The following is a 20,522-nucleotide window of genomic DNA, read 5'->3' on the forward strand; positions in this document are numbered from 1 at the left end:
ACGCGCGGGCCGAGAATACCCGCGTGGCCCGCTCGACTTCCCGACGAAACACCAGTCGGACCCGCTCTCGATCAAAGTCTTCACAGGATTGGCAACATGAATCGATGGTGCGAATGGCCCCTCGCGGGGCTCCTGGGCACGGCTCTGCTGACCGGCTCGCTCTCCGGATGCGGAGGGAGCGTGGAGGGGACACCGACCGCCCCGGAGGCGATCAAGGTCATGATCGGCCGTCCCACCGCGAAGGAGGTGACGGACTATCAGGACTTCACCGGCCGGATCGAGGCGGTCGCTTCGGTCGAGATCCGGGCCCGCGTGGCGGGGTACCTGAAGAAGATCGACTTCGACCCCGCCATCGACCGCGGCGCGGAGGTCAAGGAGGGGGACCTGCTGTTCGAGATCGACGAGCGGCCTTTCAAGATCGCCCTCCAGAACGCGGACGCGCAGCTGCTGCAGGCCCAGGCCAAGCTCAAGACCTCGACCGCCGAGCTCGAGCGGGTCCAGCGGCTCATCGACCGGGACGCCGCCACGCAGTCCGATCTCGACCGCACGACCGGCTCGAAGCTGCTGGCCGAGGCGGAGATCCAGTCGGCCAACGCCGCGATCGACCAGGCCAAGCTCGACCTCGAGTTCTCGAAGATCACCTCTCCGCTGACGGGCCGCATCAGCCGGAACCTCGTCTCGGTGGGGGACCTCATCACCGCATCGACCGGCAAGCTGACGACCGTGGTTTCGGTCGACCCCGTCTATGTCTACTTCGACATGGACGAGTCGACGCTGCAGCGGATCCAGACGGCGATGCGGGAAGGGAAGCTCAAGGGCCCCATGGAGGGAGAGATCCCGGTCCTGATGGGGCTCGGCTCCGAGGAGGGATATCCCTACCGCGGCCGGCTGGACTTCATCGAGAACCAGGTCGATCCCAACACCGGCACGATCCGGGTCCGCGGCGTCTTCGCCAACCCGAAGACCGAACGCGGACCGCGGCCCCTCGCGCCTGGCTATTTCGCCCGGGTCCGCCTTCCCCTCGGGGAGCCGCACCCGGCGGTCCTCGTCCCCGAACGGGCGATCGGCCGCGACCTGGGGCAGCCGTTCGTGTACGTCGTCGACGGCGAAAACCGCGTCGTGTTCCGGAAGGTGACGCTCGGCTCCCTGCAGGACGGACTGCGGGTCCTGACCGAGGGCCTCTCCGGTGGAGAACAGATCATCGTCAACGGCCTCCAGCGGGTTCGGGCGGGAGTGAAGGTCGCGGACGCTACGCCCGCCGGCAACCCGGCCGCCCCCCCCGCCGAAACCCCGGCGGCGGCTCCGGAGTCGAAGCCGGCCGCGGAGTCCGCCAAGCCGTCGACCTGACTCCGCTCGCGTGACCGCCCAAGGGGAAACCCTCCGCGCCATGCGATCGTCCTGTTGATCCCTTCGCCCTTCCGTCCCCTTCGGTGTTCGCTCATTCGAGCAGGCAAGACCCCTCATGGCGAAATTTTTCATCGAGCGCCCTGTCTTTGCGATCGTCATCTCGCTGGTGATCGTCTTCGCCGGCGGCGCGTCGCTGATGACGCTCCCGATCGCCCAGTACCCGGAGATCGCCCCCCCGAGCGTCGAAGTTTCGGCGACTTATCCCGGCGCCAACGCGACCGTCGTCCAGGAGACGGTCGCGGCTCCCATTGAGCAGGAGGTGAACGGTGTCGAGAACATGCTCTACATGTCCTCGCAGTCGACGAACGACGGCGGCTACAAGCTGACCGTGACGTTCAAGCTCGGCACGAACCTCGACATGGCCCAGGTCCTCGTCCAGAACCGGGTCTCGCTGGCCCTCCCCAAGCTCCCCGACGTCGTCAAGACGACCGGCGTGAGCACCAAGAAGAAGTCGCCCAGCATCCTGCTGGTGGTCAATCTCTTTTCGGACCTCGACAAGACGACCGGCCAGCCCCTCTACGACCAGCTCTATCTCAGCAACTACGCCACGGTCTACATCAAGGACGAGCTGCTGCGGATCTCCGGCGTCGGCGACGTCGGGTTCCTGGGCCAGCAGGATTACAGCATGCGGGTCTGGCTCGACCCGGAGAGGCTCGCCTCGCGGAATCTGACCGCCAACGACGTCATCGGGGCTCTTAAGGAGCAGAACGTCCAGGTCGCCGCCGGCCGCCTCGGACAGCCCCCGGTCCCGACCGGCGTCGACTTCCAGTACATCCTCTCCACGCTGGGGCGGCTGATCGAGCCGGAGCAGTTCGGCGACATCACGATCAAGACCGGCGAGGCGGGGCAGATCACGCGGCTGCGGGACGTGGCCCGGATCGAGCTGGGGGCCAAGAACCAGGACATGCAGTGCTCCCTCGACGGACAGCCGTCGGTCGGGATGTCGGTCTTCCAGCTCCCGGGCTCGAACGCCCTCGACGTCGCGAACGCGGTGCGGAGCAAGATGAAGGAGCTCGAGGCCAAGCTCCCCGGGTTCCAGGCGGGGGTCAAGTACGCGATCGTCTACGACACGACGCCGTTCATCGAACAGTCGGTCGACGAAGTGTTCCACGCCCTGCGGGACGCCATCGTCCTCGTGGCCATCGTGGTGCTGCTGTTCCTGCAGGACTGGAAGTCGATGATCCTGCCGATGATCGACGTCCCGGTCTCGCTGATCGGGACGCTGGCGGTGATGGCGGCCCTCGGCTTCACGCTGAACAACCTGACGCTGTTCGGGCTCGTGCTGGCGATCGGGATCGTGGTCGACGACGCGATCGTGGTCCTCGAGAACATCGAGGTCTGGCTGGCGAAGGGCTACGACGCCAAGACGGCGACGATCAACGCCATGAACGAGATCACCGGGCCGATCATCGCGATCACGCTGGTGCTCAGCTCCGTGTTCCTGCCGAGCGCCTTCCTCGGCGGGATCAGCGGCCAGTTCTACCGGCAGTTCGCCCTGACGATCTCCGCCTCGATGCTGATCTCGGCGATCAACGCCATGACCATGACCCCCGCCCGCGCGGTGGCGATCTTCCAGTCCCGCGAGCACAAGCCGGGGGCGGAGGGGGGACATGAGCACGGCCACGGACTCGAAGCTCTGCCGTGGTGGGGTTACGTGATCCTGCTGGGCTGGCTCTCGAAGGTGCTCCTCTACCCGCTCGTCGCCGGCCGGCTGGAGGGAGCCTCCTCCTCCGTTCAGTGGGCCGTCGTCCTGCTGTTGGCGGCCCCGGGAGCGGTCCTCGGTTACTGGATCGCCGCCCCGGCCAACGCCGCCCTGGGGGCGTTCTTCCGCCTCTTCAACAAGGGGTTCGACTGGGTGACGCGGATCTACGGGCGGATCGTCGCCGGAATGCTCCGGGTCTCGGCGATCGTCGTCCTCGTCTACGGCGGCCTGCTCGCCGCCACCTACGTGGGGCTCGTCAAAACGCCGATCGGCTTCATCCCGAACCAGGACAAGGGGTACCTGATCGTCAACATCCAGCTCCCCGATTCCGCCTCGCTGGAGCGGACGGCGGAGGTCGTGAAGCGGGTCGAGAAGATCGCCCGCGAGACCCACGGCGTGGCCCACACGATCGGGATTCCCGGCCAGTCGTTCGTCCTCAACGCCGTGAACTCGAACTTCGGCTCGATGTTCGTGATCCTCGACGACTTCGACCACCGCCACGGACCGGAGACCTACTCCGCCAACGTGGGGCAGAAGATCCGCCGGCAGTGCTTCGACGAGATTCTCGACGCCCAGATTTCGGTGTTCGGCGCCCCGCCCGTGGACGGCCTCGGGAACGCCGGCGGCTTCAAGCTGATGATCCAGGACCTGAGCGGCGGCGAACTGGCCAACCTCCAGGAGCAGGCGGACCGCGTCGCCGCCAAGGGGAATGAGCAGCCGGGGCTCGTCGGCCTGTTCAACAGCTTCCGCTCGAACACGCCGCAGATGTACATCGACGTCAACCGGACGAAGTGCAAGGCGATGGGGGTTCCGCTCGACAACGTCTTCGCCGCCCTCTCGGTCTACCTCGGCGGGTACTACGTCAACGACTTCAACCAGTTCGGCCGGACCTGGCAGGTCAACCTGCAGGGGGACGCCAAGTTCCGGATGACGCCCGACGGCATCCGGGCCCTCAAGGTCCGCAACGGCCGCGGCGAGATGGTCCCGCTCGGGACGGTCGCCGACATCAAGGAGATCGGCGGGCCAGTCATGATCACGCGGTACAACACCCGGACCGCCGCCTCGATCAACGGGAGCTCGCTCCCGGGGGTCAGCACGGGACAGATCATCTCCCGCATGGACGCGGTCGCCAAACAGGAGCTGGCGGGGGACATGGCCTTCGAATGGACGGAGCTCACGTACCTGCAGCTCCTGGAAGGGAACGCCGCGATCTTCGCCTTCATCGGCGCGATCCTGCTCGTGTTCCAGGTTCTGGCGGCGCAGTACGAGAGCTGGTCGATGCCGATGGCGGTCCTGCTCGTCGTCCCGATGTGCCTCCTGAGCGCCGTGGCAGGGCTGTGGATGTTCCACCAGGACATCAACATTTTCGTCCAGGTCGGCTTCATCGTCCTCGTCGGTCTGGCGGCCAAGAACGCGATCCTGATCGTCGAGACCGCGCGGCAGCGGAAGTTCGCCGGAGAGTCGCGGTTCGAGGCGGCGGTCAATGCCAGCAAGAACCGCCTGCGGCCGATCATCATGACCTCGTTCGCCTTCATCCTCGGCGTCGTGCCGCTCGTGGTCTCGCACGGGGCGGGCTTCGAGATGCGGCGGACGCTCGGCGTGGCGGTCTTCTTCGGCATGCTGGGGGTGACCGGGTTCGGGATCTTCCTGACGCCGGTCTTCTACTACATCATCGACTGGCTCTCGGACCGGAAGACTCCGGCCGGGGCCGCTCCGCATTCGCCTCCTTCGTCTCCCTCGTCCACTTCCACGGAGGCCGTTCCCGCGGCTCCGCACGCGGTCGGTCCGACCGCGTGAGCGTCATTGTCCATCGCGATTTCCCGGTCGCGGCCCTCGCGGCCCGTGACCGTCCGTTTCTCGATTGCCGTCTGTTTCCCTGTTGAGGACCGTTGCCATGTCGAACGTTCAAGATCTCGTCAGCCGCATCGATTCGGAATTCCAGGCGGTCGAGAAGCAGATCAAGGAATTCCAGAGCGAGCAGGTGCACGCCTACGAGGGGCGGCAGGAGCGGCTGGAACAGTACCAGAAGGTCTGTGAGCAGCTCCGCGGCGTCTGGACGCCGCGGATCGAAGCCCTCGCCAAGCGCTTCGGGGACAAGGTCAAGGTGACCCCCAAGGTCACGCCGTCGCTCCGCGAGGCGAAGCTGGAAGTCAAGTCGCCCCTGGCCGATATCGTGCTGCGGTTCACCGCCGCGACCGACCACGAAGTCCGCAACCTGGTCCTCGACTACGACCTCCACATCCTGCCGATCCTGATGAAGTACGAGAAGCACTCGCAGATCGAGTTCCCGCTCTCGGCGGTCGATCCCGAGGCGATCGCGAAGTGGATCGACGACCGGATGGTCGACTTCGTCAAGACCTACCTCTCGATGCACCAGAACGAGTTCTACCTCAAGGGGCATCTCGTGACCGACCCGGTCAGCGGGACGCAGTTCCCCAAGTACGCCGCCGCCGCGTCGCTCGAATGCGAAGGCAAGACCTACTACTTCATCGGCGAAGAGACCCGCAAGGAGTTCGCCGCCAAGAAAGGACTCCCGTAACCGCCGCGCGCGGCCCTCTCGACCGGCGCGACTTCCTTCCGTCCCGGCACCACCGTGCCGGGGCCCATGCACCAGGACAGGCACCCTATGAAGCCCAAGGAACTGCTCGAGCGGGCCCAGAAGCTGGCCGCTCACTACCGCGTCACCGAAGGCAAGAAGTTCCGGCTCAAGGATGTCGATCCGGACGACACCGCCTGGCTCAAGGAGGAGCAGAAGCCGCAGTCGAAGGAGGCCCTCGAGCACGGGATCGCCGCGCTCGCGGACTTTCAGGAGATGCTCTACGCCCAGGACCGCTGGTCGGTGCTCCTGATCTTTCAGGCAATGGACGCCGCCGGCAAGGACGGGGCGATCAAGCACGTCATGTCCGGCGTCAATCCGCAGGGCTGCCAGGTCGTCTCGTTCAAGGGCCCTACGAGCGAGGATCTGGACCACGACTACATGTGGCGGTGTGCGAAGCAGCTTCCGCAGCGGGGCTGCATCGGGATCTTCAACCGCTCCTACTACGAGGAGACGCTGGCGGTCCGGGTCAACCCGTCGTTCCTGGCGGCCCAGAAGCTTCCGCCGGAGCTGGTGACCAAGAAGATCTGGGACGAGCGGTTCGAGGACATCCGGAACTTCGAGAAGTACCTCACCCGCAACGGCACGGTGGTCCGCAAGTTCTTCCTCCACGTCTCGAAGGAGGAGCAGCTCAAGCGGTTCCTGAGCCGCCTCGACGAGCCGGAGAAGAACTGGAAGTTCTCGCCCACGGACGCCTCGTCGCGGAGCTCGTGGGGGGACTACATGGAGGCCTACGAGGAGACGATCCGGCACACCTCGACCGAGGACTCCCCGTGGTACGTCGTCCCCGCGGACAACAAGTGGTTCACCCGGATCGTCGTCGCCTCCGTGGTGGTCGACACCCTTTCCTCGCTCGACCTCCACTTCCCGAAGGTCGACGCCGCCAAGCGGAAGGAACTGGCCCAGGTCCGCGAGACGCTGCTGGCGAAGGGCTGAGCCACGAACGAACCGATCGGTGACGGAGAACGATGAGCGACGAGAGACCGGAAACCCCGACCAGCCCCCCCCGCTCCCGCTGGAACTGGAGCGTGGCGGCCCTTGCGCTGTGCGCCCTGATCGGCGTCTCGGTCGGGACCGGGAGCTACACCGTCCGGTACGCCGAAGGGTTCTCGTACCTCAGCAGCGATCCGAAAGCCTGCGTCAACTGCCACATCATGCGGGACCAGTACGACGGATGGCAGAAGGCGAGCCATCACGCCGTCGCGACCTGCAACGACTGCCACGTCCCCCACGGATTCGTCGCCAAGTATCTCGTCAAGGCCGAGAACGGCTTCTGGCACTCCAAGGGGTTCACGCTCCAGGACTTCCCCGAGCCGATCCGGATGCGGCCGGTCAGTTCGCGGATCCTGAACCACAACTGCGTCGCCTGCCACCAGGACCTGGTCGGCGGCATTCTGGCCCACGGCACCGCGGGGGACGACGTCAAAGGCTGCGTCCACTGCCACGCCAGCGTCGGCCACGGACCGCTTCGATAAAAGGATGAACAGCATGACCGCCGGTGAGACCCCGCCCCGCGCGAAATCCCCCCGCCGCTGGCTCTACATCGCGACCGTCGCGTTCTTTGCCGTCCTGACGTTCGGCATCGTCGCGCTCCTGATGAACATCAACGAGCGGAAGCAGGAGGCGACGCAGCACTACCTGAAGCTCGTCGACCTGACCGAGGAGACGGTCGATCCCGCCGAGTGGGGAAAGAACTTTCCGCGGCAGTACGACGGCTACCGGCGGACGGCCGAGAACACCTCCCGCCGCCACGGCGGGAGCGAGGCGGTTTCCAAGCTCGACGAGGACCCCCGGCTGCGGCGGATCTTCGCCGGGTACGCGTTCAGCGTCGACTACCGCGAGCGCCGCGGCCACGCCTACATGCTGGAGGACCAGGACGAGACGGAACGCGTGAAGCAGTTCAAGCAGCCGGGGGCCTGTCTCCACTGCCACGCCTCGATCATCCCCGCCTACCGGGCGGCCGGCGACGGGGACGTCATGAAGGGCTTCGAGAAGGTCTGCGCCATGCCGCTCAAGGACGCGCGGGCTCTCGTCTCGCATCCGGTCGCCTGCATCGACTGCCACGATCCGCAGTCGATGCAGCTTCGCGTGACCCGCCCCGGCTTCCTCCGCGGGATCGCCGACCTCGCGGAGCATGTCGCCGAAGAGATGGCGACGCAGGCCGCGAACCCCGAAGACCAGCGCCAGCCGCTCCCGGTGCCGCACCTCACGAGCCTGCACCAGTGGGCCCGCCACAAGAACAAGGGGGACCGCCAGGAGGCATACGACGTCAACACCCTCGCCACCCGGCAGGAGATGCGGAGCTTCGTCTGCGGGCAGTGCCACGTTGAATACTACTTCCGCGGCGAGGGGAAGGTCGTCACGTATCCGTGGCGGAAGGGGCTGCGGGTCGAGCAGATCGAGTCCTACTACGACGAGACCGGCTTCAAGGACTACACGCACGGCGAAACGGGGGCGCCGATTCTCAAGGCCCAGCATCCGGAGTTCGAACTCTGGAACCAAGGGGTCCACGCCCGCAGCGGCGTCTCGTGCGCCGACTGCCACATGCCTTATCGCCGCGAGGGGGCAATCAAGATCAGCGACCATCAGGTCCGAAGTCCGCTCCTCGAGATCTCCCGCGCGTGCCAGACCTGTCATCGCTACGACGAGAAGGAGATCCTGGCGCGGGCGAACGCGATCCAGGACCGGAACCAGGCGCTCCTCGTGCGGGCCGAGACTGCGCTTGTCGAGTTGTTCGACACCGTGAAGGGGGCCAAGGAGGAGGGGGTGGACGGGGCGCGTCTCGAGAGTGCTCTCAAGTGGCAGCGTCAGGCGCAGTGGCGGGTCGACTTCATCAACGCGGAGAACTCGATGGGGTTCCATGCGGCGCAGGAATCGGCCCGGATTCTCGCCGAGGCGCTCGACTTTGTCCGCCAGGGGCAGGTCGAACTCCTGAAGAGCAAGTGATCGCGGGACGCCTCGGAATGTCCTTGCCGGCACGGCTGTGCTCGCTCAAACCCAACGTGCCACGGCAGCCTGGGGTCAAGGGGGCCACGCCCCCTTGCCGCCGGAGGCACTTCCATGAGGAACCGTGGTAAGCAACGGATGTCCGCTTTGTGGGACCGGCGTTAAGGACTCACCACTCGCTCTGGACTCCTCACGGGTTGGTGGGGGGCATCCGGCACGGTGTCCGCGTTTGGACACACACTCCTTCAGACATCCCTCGACGGCCAGGCCTCCGGCGGGCAAAGGGGCGTTGCCCCTCTGCACTCCCCACCAGGGGTACCCCCTGGACCCCGGCTGGGGCGAGACAGGGATCGTCGATCACGCTGGACTGCGCCGCGCGTCGGAAGACTGCCCGTGAGTCCGTCGACTACACTGATCCCCGTCGCCCAACCCGGCGACCGCATCGACAGGGGACGAGTCCGCGCGTCGTTCGAGCAGATCCCGTTCCCGTGAGTGTGAGGGAGTCGCCCCGCATGAAGTGGATCCTCTGCTTGTCCTTCCTGGCGGCCGCGCTCACCGGAGCTCTGCCGGAAGCCGAGGCCGCGCCGCCGCTGGACTTCAACCGCGATATCCGGCCGATCCTCGCCAACCACTGCTGGAACTGCCACGGGCCCGACGAAGCCTCCCGCGAAGCGGAGCTCCGCCTCGACCTCCGCGAGAGCGCCCTCGCCGCCACACCCTCCGGCCGCCGCGCGATCGTGGCCGGAGATGCCTCGGCCAGCGAGCTCGTCGCCCGCATCGAAGTGACCGACGACGCCCAGATGCCGCCCGCCTCGTTTCAGAAACCGCTCTCGCCGCGGCAGCGGGAACTCCTGAAACAGTGGATCGCCGAAGGGGCTCCCTATTCCGCGCACTGGGCCTTCGTCGCTCCCCAGCGACCGGCCCTGCCGGAGGTCGCGGACTCCCGGTGGCCGCGCAGTGAGATCGACCGGTTCGTTCTCCACCGGCTCGAGGCTGAGAAACTGTCCCCCGCGCCGGAGGCGGACCGCGGAACCTGGCTCCGGCGGGTCACCCTCGACCTCACGGGGCTGCCGCCGACGCCGGACGAGCGGTCCCGGTTCCTGGCCGACTCGTCGCCCCACGCCTACGAGGCGGTCGTCGACCGGCTGCTCGAATCGCCGCGGCATGCCGAGCGGATGGCGATGCAGTGGCTCGACTCCGCCCGCTACGCCGATACGAACGGCTACAACAACGACGAAGTCCGCACCCTCTGGCCGTGGCGGGACTGGGTCATCGACGCCTTTGCCCGGAACCTGCCGTACGACCGGTTCCTGACCGAACAGCTCGCCGGCGACCTCCTGCCGGAAGCGACCCTGAGCCAGAAGGTCGCCACGGGGTTCAGCCGGAACCACGTCCTGACGACCGAAGGGGGGATCGTCGAGGAGGAGTACCGCGTCGAGTATGTCGCCGACCGGGTCCACACGACCGCCACGGTCTTCCTCGGGCTGACGATGCAGTGCGCCCGGTGCCACGATCACAAGTACGACCCGCTGACGCAGCGGGACTATTACCGCTTCGCCGCCTTCTTCGACAACGTCCCGGACAAGGTCGTCCCTTACAGCCAGGGACGGATGGCGGAGCCGCTGCTGAAGGTCCCCACTCCCGCCCAGCAGGCCGAGATCGCACGCCTCGAAACGCGGCGCGAGGAACTGGGCCGGCAGCTCCGCGATCGCGCGGCGGCGGTCGATCCGGATCTGACGGCCTGGGAAGCGGCCCTGACTCCCGCCGAGATTGAGCAGGCGAGCCCGGTCGGACTCCTCGCGCACTTCCCGCTCGACGAGACGGAGGGGACCGCGATCGCCAACGGCGTCGCGGCGGGCGGCGGCGGAGTCCTCCAGGGGACGCTCAAGTCGACCGAGGGGAAACTCGGCCGGGCGGTCGAGTTCGACGGGACGCAGTTCATCGCGGCGGACGAAGTCGGCCGGCTGGAGAGCGACAAGCCGTGCTCATTCGCGGCCTGGGTCTATCCCACGAGCGGCGAGGCGAGCACCGTCCTCTCCCGCATCGACGAGGGGAACGCCTACCGGGGCTACGACCTGATCCTGGAAGGGGGCAAGGTCGCCAGCCATTTCGTCCACCACTGGCCCGACCGGGCCTTCAAGGTGATCACGAAGCAGCCGCTGTCATTCAACGCGTGGCACCATGTCGTCGTGACCTACGACGGCTCGCGGCGGGCGGCGGGGATGCGGGTGTATGTCGACGGGCAGCCGCAGGAGATCGAGGCGACGACCGACAACACGCTCGACGGCCCGCTGGAGACCGACAAGCCGTTCCACATCGGCCGCCGCAACGGTTCCGCGCCGTTCCGGGGCCGGATCGACGACGTCCAGCTCTACTCGACCGTCCTGGCCCCCGAGGAAGCGGGCAGGCTGGCGACCGGCAGGACCCTCGCCGGGCTGAAAGGGATCCTGGCGACCGCCGCGGCCGAGCGGACGCCGGTGCAGCGCGAGCGGCTCAAGGCCTACTACCTCGATCAGGTCGACGCCGCGTCGCGGGGCTGGCGGACCGAGCTGGCCGAGATCCCGAAGCAGATCGCGGAAGTCGACAAGGCGATCCCGGTCACGATGGTGATGGCCGAGATGTCCCCCCGCCGGAAGACGCACCTGTTGAAGCGCGGGCAGTACGACCAGCCGGGTGAGGAAGTGCAGCCCGGGGTCGTCGATCTCTTTCCCGAGGTTCCGGCGGACGTCGCGAGCCGTCTCGATCTGGCCCGGTGGCTGACGCATCCGAAGCATCCGCTGACGGCCCGCGTCGCGGTGAACCGCTGGTGGGAGATGCTGCTCGGAACCGGGCTCGTCGAGACGGTCGAAGACTTCGGGATCCAGGGCGCTCTGCCGACCCATCCGGAGCTTCTCGACTGGCTCGCGACGGAGCTGATCCGGCAGAACTGGAATACCCGGGCGCTGCTCAGGCAGATCGTCCTCTCGGCGACGTACCGCCAGTCCTCCCGGACGACTCCGGAACTCCTGGAACGCGATCCGCGGAATCGGCTGCTCGCCCGCGGGCCGCGGTATCGGCTTCCCGCCGAGACCGTCCGCGACAACGCGCTTGCGATCAGCGGCCTGCTGGTGGAGCGGGTCGGCGGACCGAGCGTGAAGCCGTACCAGCCGGAAGGACTCTGGGAAGACGTCTCGGTGGAGCGCCGGGACAAGTACGCCCCGGACCTGGGGGACGGCCTCTATCGCCGCAGCATGTACACCTTCTGGAAGCGGACCTGTCCGCCGCCGGGGATGTCCGCCTTCGATGCCCCGGACCGCGAGACGTGCGTCGTCCGCCGCTCCCGGACCAACACGCCCCTCCAGGCGCTCGTCCTGCTCAATGACCCGACCTATGTCGAGGCCGCGCGGAAACTCGCGGAGCGGACTCTCCTCGGTTCGGCGGACGATAACGCTCGGCTCGTCCGGCTGTTCGAGCTGGCGGTCTGTCGAACTCCGGACGCCCCGGAGACCGAACTGCTCCTGCGGGTGGAGAAGGAGGCCCGGGCGAAGTTCACCGCCGATCCGGACGCCGCGAAGAAGCTGCTTGCGGTGGGACACTCGCCGCTGCCGGAGAAGCTCGACCCGGCGGAGCTGGCCGCCTGGACGACCGTCGCCAGCCTGGTTCTGAACCTCGACGAGACGATCTCGAAGCCCTGATCGACAGGCTGTCACTGCTTCACCCGCCCTGCCCGCCGTCCCGCCTGAACTCCGAGGCCGCCCGATGAATCCCGTCGCCGAATACCTGCAGCAACTGACCCGCCGTACCCTCCTCAAAGGGGCCGGGGCCGCAGCCGGGACCGCGGCCCTCGCCGGTCTGCTGGCCCGCGAGACCCGGGCCGAGGGACTGCGGGGAATCGTGCCGACGCAGCTGGCGCCGAAGGCCAAGCGGATCATCTACCTGTTCCAGTCCGGCGGGCCGTCGCACCTGGAGCTCCTCGACTACAAGCCCCGGCTCAAGGAGCTCCACGGGACGGAGCTTCCCGACTCCATCCGCCAGGGACAGCGGCTGACCGGCATGACCTCCGGCCAGAAGAGCTTTCCCGTCATCGCCCCGAAGTTCCCGTTCCAGCAGGCAGGCGAGGGGGGGACGTGGCTCAGCTCGCTCCTGCCGCACACGGCGAAGGTCCTCGGCGACATCTGCCTCGTCCGCTCGGTCCACACGGAAGCGATCAACCACGACCCGGCCATCACGTTCATCCAGACCGGCTCGCAGCAGCCGGGGCGGCCGTCCCTCGGCGCCTGGCTGAGCTACGGCCTCGGGTGCGAGGCGGAGAACCTGCCGGCCTTTATCGTCCTGATTTCGCACGGGTCCGGGAAGGACTCCAACCAGGGGCTCTTGGAGCGGCTGTGGGGGAGCGGGTTCCTGCCGTCGAGCCATCAGGGGGTGAAGCTCCGGAGCAGCGGCGACCCGGTCCTGTACCTTTCGGACCCGCCGGGGATCGACCGCGACCTGCGGCGGTCGATGCTGGACGGACTGGCGAAGCTCAACGAGCGGCAGCTCGAGCGGACAGGCGACCCCGAGGTCGCGACCCGCATCGCGCAGTACGAGATGGCGCTCCGGATGCAGGCCTCCGTCCCCGACCTGACTGATCTTTCGCAGGAGACGGCCGGCACCTTCGAGCTTTACGGCGAGGAGGCGAAGACGCCCGGGACCTTCGCCGCGAACTGCCTGCTGGCCCGCCGGCTCCTGGAGCGGGGCGTCCGCTGCGTGCAGCTCTACCACCGCGGATGGGACCAGCACGGCGGCCTCCCGACGAACATCCCCAAGCAGGCGCGCGACGTCGACCAGCCGCAGGCGGCCCTGATCTCCGACCTCAAGGAGCGGGGGATGCTCGACGACACGCTCGTCGTCTGGGGGGGCGAGTTCGGCCGGACCGTGTACGGCCAGGGGGGCCTGCAGGACGACTACGGCCGGGACCATCACGGCCGCTGCTTCTCGGTCTGGCTGGCCGGGGGCGGGATCCGGCCCGGCCACGTCCACGGCGAGACCGACGACTTCGGCTACAACATCACCCGCGATCCGGTCCACATCCACGATCTGAACGCGACGATCCTGCACGCGCTCGGCTATGACCACAAGCGGCTGACCTATCGCTTCCAGGGCCGGGACTACCGCCTCACCGACGTCCACGGCGAGGTCGTGACCCCGATCCTCTCCTGACTCCCGGGAACGCGGCCCGCCGACGCTGCCGTTCCCGCGTGCCCGTTCCGGGCTCCGCGGTCATCCGCGTGGCGTCGATTCGCCCTCGTGCTCGTCGGCGCCGATGACCACCCGTCGCACGTTGCGGGCGAGGTCGAGGATGGTCTCCCAGTTGGCGGCAAAGTCCTGGGAGTGGGCGAGATGGTTCCTCAGCGATTCGAGGCCGGAGACGAACTGCTCCACCCCCCGCCGCGAGTGAAAGCGGGTCAGCCCCCTCAGCTCTTCGTCGCAGGCGATGATCTTTCCCTTGTCGGACAGCTGCAGGCAGTCGAGCAGGTCCCTCGCGTCGTTCCGCCGGGTCCGCTCCTCCTGCAGCTCCTTCGCCTTCTGGAGTCGTCCGGGAGAGAGATAGCGCTGCCACTCGGCGCCGGGAAACGTGTCGCGGATGATCTCCGTCACGCGCAGGTCCATCACCGTCACCAGTCCGAAGAGCCACATCCGCATGGCGGCGTTCTGGGTGTCGTGGCGGTAAATGACCCCTCCCAACTGCCCCAGGCTCCGGACGAACACCGGTTCCTGCTCGTCGAGCCGCTGAATCACGACGTGCAGCGGCGCGGAGGACTCGATCACCATCGACGGTTCGAAGGTCCGGTAGGCCGGCGGGGAGACCGGCGGGTCGTCGCGATGCATCCACCGCACGACCTCCCCCTGGAACCGGATCCCCACCACGTCCTGCCGCCGCTCGGTCATGGCTGTCCGGATCGATTCGCCGGGCGTCGTGTCATCGAACGAAAGCAGCGGCTCCGCCACGTCCGCGGCGGTAAAGGCCTCCAGGAAGAGTCGAAGAGCGGGAGTAGTGTCGGTCACGATCGGGGGTGTCGTTCCTGGGGTGGGGACGGCGGACTCCGCCGACGTGCCGGACGGGTCGAGGCCGGCGCTCCGGAGCGGCGCCGCGGGAAGACCATCCGGTCGCTGCTTGCGGCGCGGAGCCCTTCCGTTGCCTTGGGCTCGCGACCGGAACGTCGCTGAGGGCGAGGTTTCCGTGAACGAAAAAGGCTCGTCGCCGGGCCGGCGTCGCCGAGGCGACCGCGGCCGATGCGACGAGCCTTCTAGCTCACTTGGTGAAATCGAGCCCCTTGTCTCCAGCCGGTGCGCCGACCTGCTGGAAGTGGAAGCCGCCGTTCTTGGGCGAGGTGACTTCCGCCACCATCACGCCCCCCGCATCGGGCTGCAGCACGAGCGAATTCCCCTCGGTCGCATAGACCCCTTCGATGGCGGTCGACTTTCCCTTGCCGGTGAAGGTCCACTTGAACTCGCTCTTGTCGTTCAGACTCAGCTCGAAGGAGGAACCTCCCTGTCCCTTGGCCTTCCAGACTCCGACGAGGTCCTGTTTGGGGACCGCGGGAGCCGCGGCCGGCCCGGCGGGCTTCGGCGGCGCGGTTTCCGGAGTGGAGGGTGCCGCGGCGGGGCCGCCGAGCATGGTGAGGAGCTGCTGGGCGACGGTGTCCTGAGGCTGCAGCAGCGTGACTTCCTTGAGCTGCGCCGTCGCGGCGGGGATCGAGTTGCAGGTGATGTAGTGATAGGCCAGGAGGAAGCGGAGATCCGCGGCCTTCGGCTTCTCGAGGACGGCCGCTTCCAGCGCGCGGAGCTGCGCGGTGTAGACGTCCGCCGCCGGATACATCCGGATGAAGGTCGTCCAGTCCCAGCCGGGGCCGACCGCCAGGACGGCGTGAATCGTCGCCGCGGCGTCGGAATACTTGCCCAGGGCGAAGAGACTCAGCGCCTTGAACTCATGCAGCGCAGCGTCATTCGGCGCGAGGGCCAGGGCCGCATTGACCTTCTCCAGCGCCTTCGGGTAGTCGCTGTCGTAGAAGGCCTGCCGCGCTTCGTCGTAGGCCTTCTCCAGCGGGCTGGTTTCGGCAGCGGCTTCGGGAGCCGCGCCGGCCGGGGCCGTGGCCGGCACCGGTTCGGACGACGTGGCGGGAACCGCCTGTTCCGCCGGATAGCTGACCTGCTCGTACGTCGCGAGCGGCTGGGAGTAGTCGTAGTACCCGCCCCCTCCGTAGCTGCCGGCGTCGCTGTAGTACGGGTTGGAGTAGCCGCCGCCGTAGCCGAACCAGTACCCGAGCCGGTTGACCCCCCAGGCGGTCACCCCCAGTGCCGTGTACACCGGGTGCTCGTTCCACATGTGGTCCCAGTAGTTGTCCCAGTGGTCATGCCAGTGGTCGTGGTTCATGTCGTGGGCGTTGTCCCAGTAGTTCTCGGACCAGTCGTCCCACCGATCACCGGCGTTGTCCGCCCAGTCGTTGCGGATGTCCTGCCAGTTCTCGCCCCGGTTGCTGATGCGGTCCTGAAGGTTGTCCGCCCGGTCCTGCCGATTCGCCATCCGGTCGTTCATCCAGTCCTGGCGCGAGCCCGGCCCGTCGTTCCAGTTCGGACGATTCCCGCCAGGTCCCCCGCCCAGTCCCGGAAGGAGCGTGGGCCGCAGTCCCGATCCAGGCCCGCCGACGCCACCAACGCCGCCAATTCCACCGGGACGGCCGACGCCACCGACGCCGCCGACTCCCCCAACGCCGCCGGGACGTCCAACGCCACCGGGGCCGCCAACGCCACCGACTCCCCCAACGCCGCCAGGACCACCGACGCCGCCAACGCCACCGGGGCGTCCGACTCCACCAGGGCCTCCAACGCCGCCGACGCCACCAACGCCGCCAGGACGGCCAACCCCGCCGACGCCTCCGACCCCGCCGGGGCCGCCCGGGCGTCCAACGCCACCGACGCCGCCCGCACCGCCGACGCCCCCAACGCCACCGGGCCCACCGATGCCAGGACGGCCAGCGCCACCGACGCCCCCAACACCGCCGACGCCGCCGACTCCCCCAACGCCGCCGGGGCGTCCGACCCCACCAGCGCCTCCAACACCGCCGGGATTAATCGGCGGACGATTGCCGATGCCCAGACCGGGATTCACGGGCGGTCGATTGCCGCCGGGACCGCCCGGCCGGTTCCCTCCCGCGACGCTCCCCGGCGGGCGAGCCGAGTTTCCTGGCCGGGTCGAGCCGTTGGGAAGCCGAACGTTTCCGGGCTGCGCTCCCCCGCCTCCGGGACGAGACGCTCCCACGCTCGGACCGGACGGCCGGGCGCTCGGTCCGGAGGGGCGCGCACTTGGGCCGGAGGGCCGCGCACTCGGCCCAGACGGGCGGCTCGGCATCCCGCCCCCGGGCCGCCCCCCGCCCCCAACGGGACCGGAGGGGCGACTCATGGACGGGGCACGACCGCCCCCGCCTCCACCGAATCCACCGCCGCCTCCCCCGCCGCGAAAGCCACCACCACCACCTCCGCCGCCTCGTCCACCCCCGCCGCCGCCGAATCCACGGGCCCAAAGCTCCGCGACTCCCAGCAGCAGGCACACGAGGGCGAGCGCAATCACCCGTGAGCGAGTTTGAGCAATCATGGGGGAACTCCTCGGTATTTCGATGGGGGCGGCTCAGCGGCCCCTTAGGGGACGACCGGCGCAGCGGGGGCGTTGCTTGCAACAGGCGACGGCGGACGACGAACCATCGTGAACTCCAGGTCCGCCTGTGCTTCTCCACCGGTCAGCCGATTGGAGACGAGAACGTGGATCCGGTCCTGGCCCGGGACAAGCGTGCGGGTCTCGGACTTGTTCGTGCCGTCGGAACTTACGCCGGTCGTCGTCACGACCCAGGCGTCGTCCGACTGCACCCAGCTCGACGCACCGAAGCCTCCGCGGGAATCAAAGACCCAGCTCCGGAACTGCTTCTTCTGCGGATCCCAACCGATCCGCTGGGTCCCCTTCAGCAGGACCTCGGCTCCTCGGACGACCTGGAACTCCTGGAGCAGGAAGTTGCGCCCCTCGTCCCAGCGGAATGTCGTCTGCACGACTTCCGTGGCGTCTTCGTCGATCCAGTCCCCGACGAGCCATTCCAGGTTTCGCAGGTACTCGTAGTTGCTGACGACCGTCTTCTCGATCGAGCGGGCCGAGATCATCCGCCACACCCCATCCTTCTTCTGGTGGACAACGAGGTAGCGACCCCGGGAGGTCAGCGTCTCCCCATCCGGGTAGAACTCCGTCGCCCCCTCTTCAATGGCGATGTCCGGCGTGATCAGTCGCAGGGAGGTCATGTCGAGACCGATCTCGGCCGTCGGCTCGGCCTCGAACTCCGCCGCGAAGGCCTCCTGGATCGCCTCCGCTCCCACGGTCATCGTCCCGTCCGCTTCTTCGAGCCGCGCCCCGGCGTCAAAGAGCGCGGTGATCGCCGCGGCATCCTTGGCGTTGTACGCGTCGACAAAACTGACCGCCGCGTCCTGAATCGCCTTCTCGTCTGGCGAAGGGGTGTCGTCTGCCGCCTCGGGGACGGCCTTCGCAGCGGGCGAGCCGGCCGCCTCCGCAGCGCCCTGGCCACCCTTCCTGGCGGTGGAGGCCGCGTCCTCGGCCGAACAGAACTCACGACTCAGAAAGACGGCGAAGGCGATCAACGCCAGACGCAACACGACAGACATGATGTGGCTCCCCGAGAATGGACTCCCGTTCTCCGAGGGAGTCCAGCGATCGTTCGCGGAATGGACGGTGCACCGCGCGGCCATGACGTTTGTCCCACCCGAGCCGATCAAACGACGGCCGCATTTTCACGAGTCCGAAGCCGGTTGTCGACCGATCGACCTTGAAGTCCGATTCGGCAATGGACCCTTGCCGGACTGCGCCTCACCCGTTCGATCGGTGAACGCCGATGCCTTGGTCCGTTTGACCCGATCGAGACGAATCGCCCGCCCGGTCGCGAGGCGACGCGGGGGGACGTTCGTGGGGCGGCCGTCACTCGGTCGGCAGCTGGCGGGGATCGGTCATGCTCGCCGGGCTCAGCAGGTCGTCGAGCTGCTCTCTGCTGAGCCATCCTTTCTCCAGGACCAGGTCGTAGACGCTGCCGCCGGTCCTCAGCGCTTCCTTGGCGATCGACGCCGACTTCTCATAGCCGATCACCGGGTTGAGCGCCGTCACGAGGCCGATGCTGTTCTGGACGAACTGCCGGCAGCGGTCCTCGTTGGCCGTGATTCCAGAGATGCACCGGGCGGCGAGCGTCACGCACGCATTCTTCAGGATCATGAGACCGTGCAGGAGGTCGTAGGCGATGATCGGCTCGGCCATATTGAGCTCCAGCTCGCTCGCTTCCGACGCCATCGAGATCGTCACGTCGTAGCCGATGATCTGGAAGCAGATCTGACTGACCAGCTCCGGGATCACCGGATTGACCTTCCCCGGCATGATCGAAGATCCGGGCTGCATCGGCGGCAGGTTGATTTCGTTCAGTCCGCACCGGGGACCGGAGGAGAGCCACCGCAGATCGTTGCAGATCTTGGAGACCTGGACGGCGGCCCGCTTCATCGTGGCGGCCATCTGCGCAAAGGCGCCGGAGTCCTGCGTCGCTTCCACCAGGTTCAAGGCCTTCCGGAGCGGAAGCCCGGAGGTCTCCACGAGGCGCTTCGTCACCAGGTCGGCGTAGCCCGGAGGGCTGCAGATCCCCGTGCCGATCGCCGTGGCCCCCATGTTGATCTCGTGCAGCTCGTCGGCCGACCGCCCGAGGGCCGCCATCGCGGACTGGACCATGACGGCGTAGGCCCCGAACTCCTGGCCGAGCGTCATCGGGACGGCGTCCTGGTTCTCCGTCCGCCCCATCTTGAGGACGTGAGCGAACTCCCGCTCCTTGCCCTGCAGCTGGATCCGCAACTCGTCCATCGCGGCGAGCGTGTCCTTCAGCGAATAGATCACCGCCAGCTTGATCGCCGTGGGGTAGGCGTCGTTCGTCGACTGCGAGCAGTTGACGTGGTCGTTCGGGTGGAGATGCCGGTACTCCCCCTTGGAATGGCCCAGGATCTCGAGGGCCCGATTCGCGATCACCTCGTTGGCGTTCATGTTCGTGCTGGTCCCCGCGCCCCCCTGCATCATGTCGACGACGAAATGCGAGTGGAGCCTGCCGGCCAGGATCTCGTCGCACGCCTTGACGATCGCGTCCGCGCTCTCGCGGGGAATGCACCGGAGCTCGGCGTTCGCCTGGGCGGCCGCCTTCTTCACGCAGGCGAGCCCGTTGACGAAGTGGGCGAACGTCCGCAGCGGAACGCCGGAGATGGCGAAGTTCTCCAGAGCCCGAACCGTCTGGACTCCGTAGTAGACGTTGTTCGGGATCTCGCGCTCGCCGAGCGAGTCGTGCTCGGTTCGATACGACGTCACCTCCGGCGCGAGCGCCTTCTGGGCGGCGATTGCATCGGAGGCGATCCGCAGGCGGTCCGAGATCCGCTGGGCGACCCGCGCGACGAGCCGGTAGTAAACATCCGGCCGGGCCGCCTTGAGCTCATTCATGACGGCCCGGCGGATCACGATGACCGACGTGCCGGTCCCGCGGGCGTAGGCGCTGGTGGAGTGCGCCCCATCATCGAGGAGCAGGCCCTCGGCGATCAGAGCGCCGGCCGTCAGGGTCGCGAGGTGTGTCTGCGAACCGTGCAGTCCGCGAACGATATCGACGGTTCCCGACTCGACGATCCCGAACCACTCGCGAGGCATCGACTCATGAAACAGGCAGGCTCCCCCTTCAAATGGGGTCGAGGTCCCTTTCTGCATCAGCGCGACCAGTTCGGAGGCCGGAATGCCCATGGCGACCGCCGCGGGCTCGATGCGGTCCAGGAGAGTCTTCATTTCGGCGCACC

13 protein-coding genes are annotated in these 20,522 nt (G+C 67.7%); 8 read left to right on the forward strand and 5 right to left on the reverse strand.

Annotated features, from left to right (window positions below; all coding sequences use genetic code 11):
* The first annotated feature begins 96 nt into the window (after window positions 1–96).
* The 8 genes from VT03_RS10405 (at window position 97) to VT03_RS10440 (ending at window position 13,829) form a co-directional block, all read left to right on the forward strand.
* Window positions 97–1,347 carry an efflux RND transporter periplasmic adaptor subunit gene (locus VT03_RS10405; protein WP_075092924.1) on the forward strand — a complete coding sequence of 417 codons (1,251 nt, stop codon included), beginning with the start codon at window positions 97–99 and terminating at the stop codon, window positions 1,345–1,347.
* A gap of 115 nt (window positions 1,348–1,462) precedes the next feature.
* Window positions 1,463–4,906, forward strand: coding sequence for an efflux RND transporter permease subunit (locus VT03_RS10410; RefSeq protein ID WP_075092925.1), 3,444 nt, complete (start codon window positions 1,463–1,465; stop codon window positions 4,904–4,906).
* Between the two features lie 97 nt (window positions 4,907–5,003).
* The gene (locus VT03_RS10415; protein ID WP_075092926.1) at window positions 5,004–5,648 is read left to right on the forward strand and encodes a hypothetical protein; all 645 of its coding nucleotides are present in this window, start codon (window positions 5,004–5,006) and stop codon (window positions 5,646–5,648) included.
* 87 nt (window positions 5,649–5,735) lie between these two features.
* Entirely contained in the window at window positions 5,736–6,641 is a 906-nt protein-coding gene (locus VT03_RS10420; protein ID WP_075092927.1) for a polyphosphate kinase 2 family protein, read from the forward strand.
* Window positions 6,642–6,673: 32 nt separating this feature from the next.
* Window positions 6,674–7,180, forward strand: a complete 507-nt coding sequence (gene nrfH, locus VT03_RS10425) for a cytochrome c nitrite reductase small subunit (RefSeq protein WP_075092928.1) — start codon at window positions 6,674–6,676, stop codon at window positions 7,178–7,180.
* A gap of 4 nt (window positions 7,181–7,184) precedes the next feature.
* Entirely contained in the window at window positions 7,185–8,651 is a 1,467-nt protein-coding gene (locus VT03_RS10430) for an ammonia-forming cytochrome c nitrite reductase subunit c552 (RefSeq protein WP_231870635.1), read from the forward strand.
* A 512-nt stretch (window positions 8,652–9,163) separates the two neighbouring features.
* Entirely contained in the window at window positions 9,164–12,325 is a 3,162-nt protein-coding gene (locus tag VT03_RS10435) for a DUF1553 domain-containing protein (RefSeq protein WP_082846106.1), read from the forward strand.
* Window positions 12,326–12,389: 64 nt separating this feature from the next.
* On the forward strand, window positions 12,390–13,829 hold the full coding sequence (locus tag VT03_RS10440; protein WP_075092929.1) for a DUF1501 domain-containing protein: 1,440 nt from the start codon (window positions 12,390–12,392) through the stop codon (window positions 13,827–13,829).
* A gap of 60 nt (window positions 13,830–13,889) precedes the next feature.
* Here the strand turns inward: VT03_RS10440 and VT03_RS10445 are convergent, their stop codons facing one another.
* From VT03_RS10445 to aspA, 5 genes are all read right to left on the reverse strand, one after another.
* Entirely contained in the window at window positions 13,890–14,675 is a 786-nt protein-coding gene (locus tag VT03_RS10445; protein ID WP_082846107.1) for a hypothetical protein, read from the reverse strand.
* A 247-nt stretch (window positions 14,676–14,922) separates the two neighbouring features.
* On the reverse strand, window positions 14,923–16,206 hold the full coding sequence (locus VT03_RS10450) for a tetratricopeptide repeat protein (protein WP_075092931.1): 1,284 nt from the start codon (window positions 16,204–16,206) through the stop codon (window positions 14,923–14,925).
* Window positions 16,203–16,730: a hypothetical protein gene (locus VT03_RS33355; protein ID WP_075092932.1), complete on the reverse strand. Its 528-nt coding sequence runs from the start codon at window positions 16,728–16,730 to the stop codon at window positions 16,203–16,205. The genes VT03_RS10450 and VT03_RS33355 overlap by 4 nt, the downstream gene beginning before the upstream one ends.
* Before the next feature lie 576 nt (window positions 16,731–17,306).
* On the reverse strand, window positions 17,307–18,329 hold the full coding sequence (locus tag VT03_RS10460) for a YybH family protein (RefSeq protein ID WP_197489285.1): 1,023 nt from the start codon (window positions 18,327–18,329) through the stop codon (window positions 17,307–17,309).
* Between the two features lie 310 nt (window positions 18,330–18,639).
* A complete protein-coding gene (aspA, locus tag VT03_RS10465; RefSeq protein ID WP_075092934.1) occupies window positions 18,640–20,511 on the reverse strand; it encodes an aspartate ammonia-lyase in 1,872 nt (623 codons plus the stop codon).
* Window positions 20,512–20,522 lie beyond the last annotated feature (11 nt).

The sequence above is a fragment of the Planctomyces sp. SH-PL14 genome (assembly GCF_001610835.1).
Taxonomy (GTDB): domain Bacteria; phylum Planctomycetota; class Planctomycetia; order Planctomycetales; family Planctomycetaceae; genus Planctomyces_A.

Coding starts and splice junctions, on each gene's coding strand:
- VT03_RS10405 (WP_075092924.1), top strand. CDS start 97: ATGAATCGATGGTGCGAATGGCCCCTCGCGGGGCTCCTGGGCACGGCT.
- VT03_RS10410 (WP_075092925.1), top strand. CDS start 1,463: ATGGCGAAATTTTTCATCGAGCGCCCTGTCTTTGCGATCGTCATCTCG.
- VT03_RS10415 (WP_075092926.1), top strand. CDS start 5,004: ATGTCGAACGTTCAAGATCTCGTCAGCCGCATCGATTCGGAATTCCAG.
- VT03_RS10420 (WP_075092927.1), top strand. CDS start 5,736: ATGAAGCCCAAGGAACTGCTCGAGCGGGCCCAGAAGCTGGCCGCTCAC.
- nrfH (WP_075092928.1), top strand. CDS start 6,674: ATGAGCGACGAGAGACCGGAAACCCCGACCAGCCCCCCCCGCTCCCGC.
- VT03_RS10430 (WP_231870635.1), top strand. CDS start 7,185: ATGAACAGCATGACCGCCGGTGAGACCCCGCCCCGCGCGAAATCCCCC.
- VT03_RS10435 (WP_082846106.1), top strand. CDS start 9,164: ATGAAGTGGATCCTCTGCTTGTCCTTCCTGGCGGCCGCGCTCACCGGA.
- VT03_RS10440 (WP_075092929.1), top strand. CDS start 12,390: ATGAATCCCGTCGCCGAATACCTGCAGCAACTGACCCGCCGTACCCTC.
- VT03_RS10450 (WP_075092931.1), bottom strand. CDS start 16,206: ATGAACGACCGGATGGCGAATCGGCAGGACCGGGCGGACAACCTTCAG.
- VT03_RS10460 (WP_197489285.1), bottom strand. CDS start 18,329: ATGTCTGTCGTGTTGCGTCTGGCGTTGATCGCCTTCGCCGTCTTTCTG.
- aspA (WP_075092934.1), bottom strand. CDS start 20,511: ATGAAGACTCTCCTGGACCGCATCGAGCCCGCGGCGGTCGCCATGGGC.